Below are 13,957 nucleotides of genomic sequence, written 5' to 3'. Positions count from 1 at the left end.
ATTCCTGTGACCCAAGACTACAAAGCCACTCTCCATCTGCCTGCGACGGAATTTCCGATGCGCGGCGACCTGCCCAAGCGTGAGCCGGCGATGCTGGACCGCTGGGAGCGCGATGGGCTGTATGCGCAACTGCGTGCCAACGCGGCGGGGCGCCCGCTGTTCGTGCTGCACGATGGCCCGCCGTATGCCAATGGCCAGATCCATCTGGGTCACGCGGTCAACAAGATCCTCAAGGACATCATCGTCAAGTCGAAGTATCTGGCTGGCTTCGATGCGCCGTACATCCCGGGCTGGGATTGCCATGGCCTGCCGATCGAAATCGCGATCGAAAAGAAGTACGGCAAGGTCGGCGTCAAGCTGGGCGCTGCCGAGTTCCGTCAGAAGTGCCGCGAATACGCGACCGAGCAGATCGATCTGCAGCGGCGCGATTTCAAGCGCCTGGGCGTGGTCGGCGATTGGGATAACCCGTACAAGACGCTGGATTTCCGCTTCGAAGCCAATGAAATCCGCGCGCTGGCCAAGGTGGTGGACAACGGCCACCTGACGCGCGGCGTCAAGCCGGTGCATTGGTGCTTCGATTGCGGCTCGGCGCTGGCCGAGGCCGAGATCGAATACGCCGACAAGGTCTCGCCGACCGTGGATGTGGCCTATCCGGCGCGCGATCCGGCGGCGGTGGCTGCCGCATTCGGTGCCAGCCTGCCGGCAGGCACCAGCGTGGCGGTGCCGATCTGGACCACCACGCCGTGGACGCTGCCGGCGTCGCTGGCGGTGAGCCTGGGTGCGGAGCTCGATTACGTGCTGGTCGAAGGCCCGGCCGACCGCGGCCAGCCGCGCTGGCTGGTGGTGGCTGAGGCCCTCGCGGCCAGGGTGCTGGCGCGCTACGGCGTGGACGAAGTGGCGGTGCATGGCCATGCCAAGGGCGCCGTGCTGGACCAGATGCTGCTGAACCACCCGTTCTATGCCGAGCGCGAGATCCCGCTGCTGCTGGGCGACCACGTGTCGGCCGAGGACGGTACCGGCGCGGTGCACACCGCACCGGGCCATGGCCAGGAGGACTACCAGGTCTCCAAGCAGTACGGCCTGCTCGAGCGTTACGGCGCTGCGCAGATCAACCCGGTGGACGGGCGTGGCGTGTACCTGCCCTCCACACCGCCGCTGGGCGACACCGTGCTGGCCGGGCTGCATATCTGGAAGGCCAACGACGTCATCATCGAGGCGCTGGGCGGCACCGGTGCGTTGCTGGCGGCCAGCAAGATGGAGCACAGCTATCCGCATTGCTGGCGGCACAAGACACCAATCGCGTTCCGTGCCACGCCGCAGTGGTTCATCTCGATGGAGCAGGCCAACCTGCGCGCCGATGCGCTCAAGGCCATCGAGCAGGTGACCTGGTACCCGGCCTGGGGCCAGGCGCGAATCGCCGGCATGGTCGACGGCCGCCCGGACTGGACCATCTCGCGCCAGCGCACCTGGGGCGTGCCGATCGCGCTGTTCGTGCACCGCGAAACCGGCGAGCCGCATCCGCGCAGCACCGAGTTGCTGCGCCAGGTCGCCGACCGGGTGGAGCAGGGTGGCGTGGACGTGTGGTACACGCTGGACGCGGCCGAACTGCTGGGCGACGAAGCGGCCCACTACGACAAGATCACCGACATCCTGGATGTGTGGTTCGACTCCGGCGTGACCCATGAAGCGGTGCTGGTGGACCGCGGCCTGCCCAAGCCGGCCGACCTGTACCTGGAAGGCTCCGACCAGCATCGCGGCTGGTTCCAGTCCTCGCTGCTGAGCGGCGTGGCAATGGACAAGGCGGCGCCGTACAAGCAGTGCCTCACCCACGGGTTCACCGTGGACGAACACGGCCGCAAGATGTCCAAGTCTTCCGGCAACGGCATCGAGCCGCAGGAGATCATGAAGACCCTGGGCGCGGACATCCTGCGCCTGTGGATCGCGTCAAGCGACTACAGCAACGAGATGTCGCTGTCGCAGGAGATCCTCAAGCGCAATGCCGATGCGTATCGCCGCCTGCGCAATACCGCGCGCTTTTTGCTCGGCAATCTGCATGGCTTCGACCCGTTGCAGCATCTGGTGGCGCTGGACGACATGGTGCTGCTGGACCGCTGGATCGTGCATCGCGCGCATGAGTTGCAGGAAAAGATCGTCGCTGCCTACGCGCGCTACGACTTCGCCGAGATCGTGCAGGCGCTGCTGAATTTCTGCAGCGTGGACCTGGGCTCGCTGTATCTGGACGTGACCAAGGACCGCCTGTACACGATGGCCGAGGATGCACGCGGCCGCCGTTCGGCGCAGAGCGCGATGTATCACGTGGCCGAAGCCTTCGTGCGCTGGGTGGCGCCGGTGCTGAGCTTTACCGCCGAAGAACTGTGGGCGTATCTGCCGGGCGAGCATGTCGGCAACGTGTTGTTCGCCACCTGGTACGACGGCCTGGCGCCGCTGCCTGCCGATGCCGCATTGACCAGCGCGGATGTCGACAAGTTGCTGGCGCTGCGCGAGCAGGTGGCCAAGGTGCTGGAGCCGATGCGTGCCAATGGTGCGATCGGCGCGGCGCTGGAAGCGGAGATCACGGTTGCCGCCGATGCGCAGACCGCGGCGCGCTGGCAGCCGCTGGCCGAGGAGCTGCGTTTCCTGTTCATCAGCGGCGATGTCACCGTGACCGCGGCCAGCACCGACGACATCTTCGTCAGCGCGCAACCGACCAGCAAGGCCAAGTGCGTGCGCTGCTGGCACCACCAGGCCAGCGTGGGCAGCGATGCGCGACACCCGGAGCTGTGCAGCCGCTGCGTCAGCAATATCGAAGGCCCCGGCGAGGATCGTCGCTGGTTCTGATGGGTTTGCACGATGCGCATGGCGGGCCGATCCTGCCACGCGTGATCCAGAACCCGTATGGGCCAGGCTTGCGCCTGCGTGCGACCTCGTTCGCAGGCGCTGCGGCTGGATGACTGCGCCAGCGTCGCATTTCCCAGCTTGCTGAAGCGTGGCGCATGCGGCAAGGCGGGACGGGGCGGCTGGCTTCGAGGTCCATGCCATCCTTGCGCGCCTGTCTTCCGGCTTTCGTTCTGCCACCGTCATCCTCAACGCCATCCAGGCATCTTCTCCGGCGTCGGAGAAGTCACCACCAACTGCGACCTTCCGACATGAGTCAACGCCCCAAACCCTCCGCCCTGATCTGGTTGCTGCTGTCCGCACTCGTGGTCGGGCTGGACCAGTGGAGCAAGGCCTGGGTATTGTCCAGCCTGCCCGAATACACCCCGGTGCCGGTCATCGACGGCTTCTGGAACTGGTACCGCACCTATAACACCGGCGCAGCCTTCAGCTTCCTGAGCGATGCCGGCGGCTGGCAGCTGTGGTTCTTCACCGCGCTGGCGGTGGGCATCAGTGGCCTGCTGGCGTTCTGGCTGTCGCGCACCGCGCGTGGGCAGTGGCGCAGCGCGCTGCCCTACGCGCTGGTGATCGGCGGGGCGATCGGCAATGTGATCGACCGGTTGATGCACGGCCACGTGGTCGATTTCATCCAGTGGTATATCGGCAGCCATACCTGGCCGTCATTCAACATCGCGGACTCGGCCATCGTGGGCGGTGCCATCGGGATTGCAGTGTTCGGGCTGTTCGACAAGGGCGGCAAACACGAGCCGGGAATCGGGAATCGCCCCTGAAGCCCCGGTGCCGACGCGCGCCACCCGGTCCGACCCCTCTTTCTCCATTCCCGTAGAATGCCCGTCATGGATGTCCTGCTCGCCAATCCCCGTGGTTTCTGTGCCGGTGTCGACCGCGCGATCGAGATCGTCAAGCGCGCGATCGAGACGCTGGGCGCGCCGATCTATGTGCGCCATGAAGTGGTGCACAACCGCTTCGTGGTCGACGACCTGAAGCAGCGCGGTGCGGTCTTCGTCGAAGAGCTCGACGAGGTGCCCGACAACGCCACGGTGATCTTCAGCGCACACGGCGTCTCGCAGGCGGTGCGCCAGGAGGCCGAGCGCCGCGGCTTGAAGGTGTTCGACGCGACCTGTCCGCTGGTGACCAAGGTGCATTTCGAGGTTGCCCGCCACTGCCGTGCCGGTCGCGATGTGGTGCTGATCGGCCATGCCGGGCACCCGGAAGTGGAAGGCACCATGGGGCAGTGGAGCCGCGAGCGCGGCCCGGGCACGATCTATCTGGTCGAGGACATCGAGCAGGTTGCCACGCTGCAGATTCGCCAGCCCGACAATCTCGCCTACACCACCCAGACCACGCTGTCGGTCGACGACACCATGGGCATCATCGAGGCGCTGCGTGCGCGCTACCCGGCGATGCAGGGGCCGCGCCACGACGACATCTGCTATGCCACCCAGAACCGCCAGGACGCAGTGCGCGATCTGGCGCGCCAGTGCGACCTGGTGCTGGTGGTCGGCTCGCCCAATAGCTCCAATTCCAATCGACTGAGCGAACTCGCACGCCGCGACGGGGTGGAGTCGTACCTGATCGACAATGCCGGCGAGATCGATCCGGCCTGGATCGTCGGCAAGCAGCACATCGGCCTGACCGCTGGCGCCTCCGCCCCGCAGGTGCTGGTCGATGGCGTGCTGGCGCGGTTGCGCGAGCTGGGCGCCAACAGTGTGTCCGAGCTGGAAGGCGAGCCCGAATCGATGGTGTTCGCGCTGCCCAAGGAATTGCGGTTGCGCCTGGTCAGCTGACTTCACGTCAGCAGCCAAAGCTGCCGGACAGGGCAGGGAGAGCGACGTCCGGGTGTCGGCACGTCTGGCAGACCATTCGCGCAGCTGGCCGCCACGGCGGCGATTGACCAGCCCCTGGCTCCGCTCCTACAATGCACGGCTCGCCGGAATAGCTCAGTTGGTAGAGCGGCGCATTCGTAATGCGTAGGTCGTAGGTTCGATTCCTATTTCCGGCACCATCGCTTCAGCACTGGGTCGGCCCTTGGCCGGCCCAGTTGCGTTTCTGGCGTTCGCAAGCGTATTTCACGCGGTTTGCGCATCGATTGCACTGCAACCGCAGGCTGCGACGACGGGCGTCATGGCCTGCATCTTTGCTTACGCTGCGCTGCGACAACATGTCGCACGGTTTTGCGCGCATTTATTGCGGCAGATCATTGCCAATGGGTTTCGTGCAGGTGCAGCAAAGATTAAAATTGGCGCGCTAACCTGCAACTTCGGTCTGCGTGGGCCCTCCCTCAAAAAGAAGGGCATCGCCGGACATCTCCCTTGCTGGAGACGATGCGCGGCTGGCGTTCCTTCGCACTTGGATCGACCGATGATTCCGCTGAAACATCTCGGGCGTTTACTTCGTCCAGGTCTGATGTTGCCGTTCCTGCTGTTGGCAGGCTGCAACTCGGCCATCCTCAATCCGAAAGGCCAGATCGGCCACGACGAGAAGCAACTGCTGATCACCTCGGTGGTGCTGATGCTGATCGTGGTCATCCCGGTGATCGTGATGACGATTGCGTTCGCGTGGAAGTACCGCGCATCCAACACGAAGGCGCGCTACGAGCCGGACTGGTCGCATTCCACCGCGATCGAGGTGGTGGTGTGGTCGATCCCGTGCGTGATCATCCTGGTGCTGGCGGTGCTGACCTGGCGCTCGTCGCATGCGCTGGACCCGTACCGGCCGCTGGATTCGGACGTCAAGCCGATCACCATCGAAGCGGTGTCGCTGGACTGGAAGTGGATGTTCATCTACCCGGACCAGAACATCGCCACGGTCAACGAGATCGCCTTCCCGGTGCATACGCCGCTGAACTTCAAGATCACCTCCGACACGGTGATGAATTCGTTCTTCATCCCGCACCTGGGCACCATGATCTACGCGATGGCGGGCATGGAAACCAAGCTGCACCTGGTCGCCAACGAGCCGGGCGAATACTTCGGCCTGTCGACCAACTACAGCGGTCACGGCTTCTCGAAGATGAGCTTCAAGGCGCATGCCGTGGATCAGGCCGGCTTCGATGCATGGGTGGCCAAGGTCAAGGCATCGCCGACCGCGTTGAACGCTGCCGAGTACCAGGTGCTGGCCGCCAACCGCAACGACAAGGAACAGTATCCGGTCACCTACTACTCGTCGGTGCAGGACGGCATGTTCCGCTCGCTGGTCGACAAATACATGAATGGTCCGGGCCACAACAAAGGCCACGGCGACCATGAGGCATCGGCTGCAGAGCCGGTTGCCATGTGCACTTCTGGAGACAAGTGATGCTAGGCAAACTTACGATCGAGGCGGTTCCGTACCACGAGCCGATCATCATGGTCGCTCTCGGTGGTGCCGGCCTGCTCGGCCTGCTCATCGCCGGCGCCATCACCAAGTACAAGCTGTGGGGCTACCTGTGGAACGAGTGGTTCACCTCGGTGGACCACAAGCGCATCGGTGTGATGTACATCATCGTGGCGCTGGTCATGTTGCTGCGCGGCTTCGCCGATGCGGCGATGATGCGTACCCAGCAGGCGCTGGCGGGTAACGGTGGCGAAGGCGTCCTGCCGCCGCACCACTATGACCAGATCTTTACCGCGCATGGCGTGATCATGATCTTCTTCATGGCCATGCCGTTCATGACCGGCCTGTTGAACCTGATCGTGCCGCTGCAGATCGGCGCACGCGACGTGGCGTTTCCGTTCCTGAACTCGCTGAGCTTCTGGCTGTTCGTGGCCGGTGCGGCGCTGATCAACATCTCGCTGGGCGTCGGCGAATTCGCGCAGACCGGCTGGCTGGCCTATCCGCCGTTGTCGGGGCTGGAATACAGTCCAGGGGTCGGTGTCGATTACTACATCTGGGCATTGCAGGTCTCAGGGTTGGGCACGTTGCTGACCGGCATCAACTTCTTCGTGACGATCATGCGGATGCGCGCGCCGGGCATGACCCTGATGCGCATGCCGATATTCACCTGGACCGCGCTGATCACCAACATCCTGATCATCGCTGCGTTCCCGATCCTGACCGTGGCGCTGGCGCTGCTGGGTGCGGACCGTTACCTGGGCACGCACTTCTTCACCAACGACGGTGGCGGCAACGCCATGATGTACGTCAACCTGATCTGGATCTGGGGTCACCCGGAGGTCTACATCCTGATCCTGCCGGCGTTCGGCATCTTCTCCGAGTTGATCGCCACCTACAGCCGCAAGCGCCTGTTCGGCTACACCTCGATGGTCTACGCCACCTCGTGCATCGGCGTGCTGTCGTTCGTGGTGTGGTTGCACCACTTCTTCACCATGGGCTCGGGTGCCAACGTCAATGCCTTCTTCGGCATCACGACGATGATCATCTCGATCCCGACCGGCGTGAAGATCTTCAACTGGCTGTTCACCATGTTCCGCGGCCGCGTGCACATGACCTCGCCGGTGCTGTGGACGATCGGCTTCATCATCACCTTCACCATCGGCGGCATGACCGGTGTGATGCTGGCGATCCCGGCCGTGGACTTCGTGCTGCACAACAGCCTGTTCCTGATCGCGCACTTCCATAACGTGATCATCGGCGGCGTGGTGTTCGGTTACCTGGCCGGGCTGACCTACTGGTTCCCGAAGGCGTTCGGCTTCAAGCTCAACGAGAAGATCGGCAAGGCCTCGTTCTGGTGCTGGATCATCGGCTTCTTCGTGGCCTTCATGCCGCTCTACGTGCTCGGCTTCATGGGCATGACCCGCCGCATGAACACCTACAACCATCCCGAGTGGGCGCCGTGGCTGTATGTCGCTGCGGTGGGTGCTGCGATCATCGGCCTGGGCATCTTCCTGAATCTGGTGCAGATCGGTTACAGCGTCTGGAAGCGCAAGGAGCACATGGACCACACGGGCGATCCGTGGGATGGCCGCACCCTGGAGTGGGCCACCTCCTCGCCGCCGCCGTTCTACAACTTCGCCGTGCTGCCGCACATCGACGACCGCGATCAGTTCTGGGCCGACAAGCAGAACGGCAAGGGCTGGGTGCGTCCGTCCAAGTACGAACCCATCCACATGCCGCGCAACACCGGTGCAGGCGTGTATATCGGCGCCTTCAGCGTGCTGCTGGGCTTCGGCCTGATCTGGCACATCTGGTGGCTGGCCATCATTGGCCTGGTGGGCATGATCGGCAGCTTCATCGCGCGCACCTTCGACGACGACATCGATTACTGGGTGCCGGCCGATGAAGTGGAGCGCATCGAAAACGCGCGCTTTGCGCTGCTCGAACAGCAACAGGCGGCGCAGGCCGCGAAGGTGGTATGACCATGGCTTCCTCGACCACGCTTGACCACGCCGCCCACGCGGGCGGCCACGATCACGACCACGAGCATCACGACGGCGGTGGCAACACCGTCTTCGGGTTCTGGGTCTATCTGATGAGCGACTGCCTGCTGTTTGCCGGTCTGTTCGCCACCTATGCGGTGCTCTCCGGCGCCACGGTGGATGGACCGACCGCCAAGGAGCTGTTCGACCTGAAGTTCGTGCTGGTGGAAACCTTCCTGCTGTTGTTCAGCAGCTTGAGCTTTGGCTTTGCGATGATTGCCGCGCACAAGCGCAAGATGGGCGGCCTGTATGGCTGGCTGGCTGTCACCGCGCTGCTGGGTATCGGCTTCCTGTGCATGGAAATCTGGGAGTTCAACCACCTGATCCATGAAGGTGCCGGCCCGGGACGCAGCGCATTCCTGTCCGCCTTCTTCACCCTGGTCGGTACCCACGGTTTGCACGTGGCATCGGGCCTGTTGTGGATGGCGGTGCTGGTGATCCAGATCTCCAAGAACGGCCTGACTGCGCGCAACAGCACGCGTCTGGCCTGCCTGAGCCTGTTCTGGCACTTCTTGGACATCATCTGGATCGGTGTGTTCACCGTCGTCTATCTGCTGGGAGCGCTGTAATGGCCAATCACCACCACACCGATACCGCGGCCGATGCGCATGCCGGCGGTTTGAAGTCCTATCTGATCGGCTTCGTCATGGCTGTCATCCTCACCGTCATCCCGTTTGCGATGGTGATGAGCGGGGCGTTCTCCAAGGGTGTCACCATCGTCGTGATCTCGGTCATGGCCGCAGTGCAGATGCTGGTGCACATGGTGTACTTCCTGCATATGGATCGCACGCCCGAGCAGCGCTCCAACGTGCAGGTGGGCCTGTTCTCGTTGCTGATCATCGGCATCGTGATCGTCGGCTCGCTGTGGGTGCTACACAACATGAACGTCAACATGATGCATTGAGACGGCGCAGTGCCGGATCGGAGAAAGCCGCCAGCGATGGGCGGCTTTTTTTTTGCGCATGAATTTGCCTGCGGCATGACCAATGGCATACGGGGAAGCCGTGGTGGGCGCTTAGCATCGTGGGCTTGCCTGTTCCAGGTCACCTGCGGAGTTGCGATGAAGATGCCCACCCTGTTGTCCGTGTCGCTGCTGGCAGCGCTGTCGTTGCCGGCCGCCGCGCAAACCGCGCCGCCGCAGGACGTGCCGTTCGACGGCACCTTGAAGATCGACGTCGATGCCACCGATTTGGCCCACCGCATCTTCAAGGTCAAGACCACCATGCCGGCCAAGCCGGGCCCGATGACGCTGCTGTATCCGCAGTGGATTCCGGGCAACCACTCGCCGACAGGGCCGATCGACAAACTGGCCGGTCTGGTGATCAAGGTCGATGGCAAGGTGGTGCCATGGACGCGCGACCAGTTCGATGTCTACGCGTTCAAGGTGGACGTGCCCCAGGGCGCCACCGAGCTGGTGGCCGAGTTCAAGTTCCTGTCGCCGCAGGCCCCCAACCAGGGCCGGGTGATGATGACTCCGGAAATGCTCAACCTGCAGTGGAACACCACCGCGCTGTATCCGGCCGGCGTGTTCGCGCGCAACATCAAGGCCCAGGCCAGCGTCACCCTGCCAGCCGGCTGGAGCTATGCCACGGCACTGGAAACCGACCGCCGCGTCGGCGACACGGTGACCTTCAAGCCGATCGATTTCGACGACCTGGTCGACTCGCCGATGTTCGCCGGCAAGTACTACAAGCGCGTGGAGTTGAGCGCCGGCAAGCAGCCGGTCTACCTCAACGTGTTCGCCGACGAAGCCAAGTCGCTGGAGGCCAAGCCCGAGCAGATCAAGGCGCATGCGTCGCTGGTGCAGCAGATGGACAAGCTTTACGGCGCGCGGCATTTCGATCACTACGAATTCCTGCTGGCGCTGACCAAGAAGTTGGGCGGCATCGGCCTGGAACACCATCGCTCCAGCGAAAACAGCGGTGTGCCGACCTATTTCACCGAGTGGGACAAGAGCTGGACCGGGCGCGACCTGCTCGCGCACGAGTTCAACCATTCCTGGAACGGCAAGTACCGCCGTGGTGCCGACCTGGCCACGCCCAATTTCAACGTCCCGATGGGCGACAGCCTGCTGTGGCTGTACGAAGGCCAGACCCAGTTCTGGGGCGAAGTGATGGCTGCACGTTCGGGCCTGTGGACGCAGGATCAGGCGCGCGAGATGCTCGCTGGCGTGGCAGCCCAGTACGAGCGTGGGCGCCCCGGCATGGCCTGGCGCACCGTGCAGGACACCACCAACGACCCGACCATGTCGATGCGCCGCCCCAAGGCCTACCGTAGCTATCAGATGGCCGAAGACTATTACTCCGGCGGCCAGATGATGTGGCTGGAAGTGGACAGCAAGCTGCGCGCGCTGACCAACAACAAGCGCTCCATCGACGATTTCGGCAAGGCCTTCTTCGGCATGAACAACGGCGATTGGGACGTCAACCCGTACACCTTCGACGACATCGTGGCCACGCTCAACGGCGTGGCGCCCTACGACTGGGCCAGCCTGTTACGCAGCCGCATGGACGGGCACGGTTCCTTGAATGCCGGCATCGAGGCCAACGGCTGGAAGCTGGTCTACAACGAGGAGCCGAACCTGGCCACCAAGGCCGACGAGAGCGACGACAAGGACGCCAGCCTGACCTATTCGCTTGGCCTGTCCCTGAAGGCCTCTGGCGAGATCGGTGATGTGCTCTGGGATGGCCCGGCCTTCAATGCCGGCCTGATCGCCGGCAACACCATCGTGGCGGTCAACGGCCGCGCCTTCAGCAGCGAGGTGATCAAGGACGCGATCAAGGCGGCCAAGGGCACCACCGCGCCGATCGAGTTGCTGGTCAAGCGCCTGGACCGCTACGACACCGTGCGCATCGATTACCACGGCGGCCTGCTGTATCCGCATCTGGAACGCATCGCCGGCAAGCCGGATCGCCTGAGCGAGTTGTACAAGCCGCGCTGAGTGGCGGCCGCCCGCTCGCAGGCGTTGAAGCGGGCAATGGCAAGACCTGGAGCTGCATGACCGGCTGCGATCGATCATGCGGCTCCAGACGCTGGTCTTGTTCGGTACCGATGCCGGTGCCGACCGATCAAAAGACATCGCGCCAGCCAAATGCTCGGCGCCATCGATGTCCGAGTGAGAACGCAGCAGCAGAAATGCGCGATTGCATCCATTCCTGCGCCGCCGCAGCCTGGCCGATTCCCGATTCCCGATTCCCGATTCCCGATTCCCGATTCCCGAATCCCGAATCCCGAATCCCGAATCCCGAATCCCGAATCCCGAATCCCGAGCCAGCGTCGCGCATCCTGAGACCAACGCCGACTATCCTGTCGCTCCAGAAGCGATTGGTTAACTGACGATGGCGAAGGCAAAAACGGCCTATGTCTGCGGCGAGTGCGGCGCCGAGTACAACAAGTGGCAGGGACAATGCACCGAGTGCGGAGTGTGGAATACGCTCAGCGAAATCGTGCTGGAAAGCGCCACGCCCGGCGGCAAGGCCTCGCCTGCGGCATCGCGGCGTAGCGGCTGGGCTGGCAAGACTGAGGCGCCCAAGATTACCGCGCTCAAGGATGTGCAGCAATCCGAGCAGGCGCGCGTGTCCACCGGCATCGGCGAGTTCGATCGCGTGCTGGGTGGTGGGCTGGTCGAAGGTGCGGTGGTGTTGATCGGTGGCGACCCCGGCATCGGCAAATCCACGTTGTTGTTGCAGGCGCTGGCCAGCATGGCGAGCACATTGCCGGTGTTGTATGTGACCGGCGAGGAATCGCTGGCGCAGGTGGCAGGGCGCGCGGTGCGGCTGGATCTGCCGTTGGAAGGCTTGAACGCGCTGGCCGAAACCGGCATCGAAAACATCCTGCAGCACGCCAGCGTGGCGCGCCCGAAGCTGATCGTGGCCGACTCGGTCCAGACGCTGTGGACCGAGTCGCTGACCGCGGCGCCGGGTTCGGTCAGCCAGGTGCGCGAGAGCGCGGCGCGGCTGGTGCGCTACGCCAAGGAGACCGGTACCGCGGTGTTCCTGGTTGGCCATGTGACCAAGGAAGGCGGCATCGCCGGCCCGCGCGTGCTGGAACACATGGTCGATGCGGTGCTGTACTTCGAAGGCGAGAGCGGTAGCCGGTTTCGCCTGTTGCGCGCGTTCAAGAACCGCTTCGGTGCGGTCAACGAACTAGGCGTGTTCGCGATGGGCGAGAAGGGCCTCAAGGAGGTCTCCAACCCGTCGGCAATCTTCCTGTCTGGCGGCAGCACCCAGCAGCCCGGCAGCTGCGTGATGGTCACCCGCGAAGGCACCCGGCCGTTGATGGTGGAGGTGCAGGCGCTGGTGGACGCCTCGCCGCTGTCCAATCCGCGGCGCGTCGCGGTGGGCCTGGAGCAGAACCGGCTGGCGATGTTGCTGGCGGTGCTGCACCGCCATGGCGGCATCGTGGTGGGCGATCAGGACGTGTTCGTCAACGTGGTCGGCGGCATTCGCGTGCAGGAGACTGCGGCCGACCTGCCGGTGCTGCTGGCAGTGTTGTCCTCGCTGCGCGACCGGCCGTTGTCCGAGAAGACGATCGCCTTCGGCGAGGTCGGGTTGTCCGGCGAGATCCGTCCGGTGCCCAATGGCGAGGATCGCTTGAAGGAAGCTGCCACGCACGGCTTCAAACGCGCGATCGTGCCGCGTGCCAATGCACCGAAGACGGCCAGCATCAAGGGGATGGAGATCATCGCGGTGGAGCGGCTGAGCCAGGCGCTGGAGGCCGCGGCCGACTGAGGCATGCGTTGCTGCGTGGGGACTGGCAGGGCAGACGACCCGGCCGAGCTTGCCGTTGGCCTATCCGCAGGCGGCCCTGCCCAATATCGCTATCGCCCGATGGGCGTTGCCTGCGCAGGCAACCGCCCGTCGGCTGGCGGCGGCAATTTGGATTCGGGTGTGAAGAAAGCGTTTTCACCAGAGTGCGGCTATGGCACCATGCGCGGCCCGTTGCACTGTGCACCGGATCACAGACACCGCTGATTGCTCGAACTGGAGAACCACGATGGAATGGATGTTGTTGCCGCTCAAGCGTTACGCCGACTTTGAAGGTCGCTCGCGTCGCAAGGAATACTGGATGTTCATGTTGATGCAGGTGATCGTTCTGGCGGTGCTGGGCATCATGTTCGGTATTGCGGCGGCGGTGATGGGAGGCGAGAACGGCCCTGGTCCGCTGGCCTGGGTGGTCGTTGCCATCATGGCGATCTTCGTGCTGGCGCTGATCGTCCCCGGCATTGCGGTGACCGTGCGTCGGCTGCATGACCAGGACAAGTCGGGCTGGTTCTATCTGATCAGCTTCGTGCCTTACGTCGGCGGTTTTATCGTGCTCGTGTTCATGTGCCTGGAAGGCACCCCGGGCCCGAACCAGTACGGCGAGAGCCCGAAGCAGTAATCGCCTCGCACGATGTGGGTTGAACGATGGCGCAGGAGTTTCCTGCGCCATCGTCGTTTATGCGATTTGACGCAGCTGGCAACCCCCAGGGTGCGGTGTCGCGTGCACTGTCTCCCGCGTTGCGCGCATGTTACCTGCCGATGCCGGGACGGCGGCTCAGGGCCACACATCCACCGCATGGCGGATCGAGTACACCGCAGCCGAATGATCACGGCAACGTGTATTGCGTTAGCAGCACGCCTGCTCCTGCCTGGCAGCTACGCTGTCGCTCTGGTGGCGTTGTTGAATTTTTGCAGGGGCGAGATGCGCGGGCGCAGCGCCCT

Annotated in this window: 10 protein-coding genes and 1 tRNA gene; all 11 read left to right on the top strand. The window is 63.9% G+C overall.

Annotated features, from left to right (window positions below; translation table 11 throughout):
• Positions 1-6 precede the first annotated feature (6 nt).
• The 11 genes from ileS (at position 7) to FHY19_RS10965 (ending at position 13,634) form a co-directional block, all read left to right on the top strand.
• Complete coding sequence (ileS, locus tag FHY19_RS11015) at positions 7-2,838, top strand: isoleucine--tRNA ligase (RefSeq protein WP_259166089.1); 2,832 nt, start codon at positions 7-9, stop codon at positions 2,836-2,838.
• Between the two features lie 308 nt (positions 2,839-3,146).
• Complete coding sequence (lspA, locus tag FHY19_RS11010) at positions 3,147-3,665, top strand: signal peptidase II (protein WP_259166088.1); 519 nt, start codon at positions 3,147-3,149, stop codon at positions 3,663-3,665.
• A 66-nt stretch (positions 3,666-3,731) separates the two neighbouring features.
• Complete coding sequence (ispH, locus tag FHY19_RS11005) at positions 3,732-4,682, top strand: 4-hydroxy-3-methylbut-2-enyl diphosphate reductase (protein WP_259166085.1); 951 nt, start codon at positions 3,732-3,734, stop codon at positions 4,680-4,682.
• A 142-nt stretch (positions 4,683-4,824) separates the two neighbouring features.
• Positions 4,825-4,900, top strand: a tRNA-Thr gene (locus tag FHY19_RS11000).
• A 356-nt stretch (positions 4,901-5,256) separates the two neighbouring features.
• Entirely contained in the window at positions 5,257-6,192 is a 936-nt protein-coding gene (gene cyoA, locus FHY19_RS10995) for a ubiquinol oxidase subunit II (protein ID WP_259153252.1), read from the top strand.
• Positions 6,192-8,192, top strand: coding sequence for a cytochrome o ubiquinol oxidase subunit I (gene cyoB, locus FHY19_RS10990; RefSeq protein WP_259153253.1), 2,001 nt, complete (start codon positions 6,192-6,194; stop codon positions 8,190-8,192). The genes cyoA and cyoB overlap by 1 nt, the downstream gene beginning before the upstream one ends.
• Positions 8,189-8,821, top strand: coding sequence for a cytochrome o ubiquinol oxidase subunit III (gene cyoC, locus FHY19_RS10985; RefSeq protein ID WP_024711670.1), 633 nt, complete (start codon positions 8,189-8,191; stop codon positions 8,819-8,821). Before cyoB ends, cyoC begins: the two co-directional genes overlap by 4 nt.
• Complete coding sequence (gene cyoD / locus FHY19_RS10980) at positions 8,821-9,156, top strand: cytochrome o ubiquinol oxidase subunit IV (protein ID WP_003484294.1); 336 nt, start codon at positions 8,821-8,823, stop codon at positions 9,154-9,156. Before cyoC ends, cyoD begins: the two co-directional genes overlap by 1 nt.
• 156 nt (positions 9,157-9,312) lie before the next feature.
• Positions 9,313-11,193 carry a tetratricopeptide repeat protein gene (locus FHY19_RS10975; protein ID WP_259166083.1) on the top strand — a complete coding sequence of 627 codons (1,881 nt, stop codon included), beginning with the start codon at positions 9,313-9,315 and terminating at the stop codon, positions 11,191-11,193.
• A gap of 397 nt (positions 11,194-11,590) precedes the next feature.
• Positions 11,591-12,982 carry a DNA repair protein RadA gene (gene radA / locus FHY19_RS10970; protein WP_259166080.1) on the top strand — a complete coding sequence of 464 codons (1,392 nt, stop codon included), beginning with the start codon at positions 11,591-11,593 and terminating at the stop codon, positions 12,980-12,982.
• Between the two features lie 265 nt (positions 12,983-13,247).
• On the top strand, positions 13,248-13,634 hold the full coding sequence (locus FHY19_RS10965; protein ID WP_259166078.1) for a DUF805 domain-containing protein: 387 nt from the start codon (positions 13,248-13,250) through the stop codon (positions 13,632-13,634).
• Positions 13,635-13,957: the final 323 nt, after the last annotated feature.

The organism is Xanthomonas sp. 4461 (genome assembly GCF_024806475.1).
In the GTDB taxonomy this organism is placed as follows: Bacteria; Pseudomonadota; Gammaproteobacteria; order Xanthomonadales; family Xanthomonadaceae; genus Xanthomonas; species Xanthomonas arboricola_F.
This window is presented reverse-complemented; position numbering and strand designations above follow the sequence as displayed.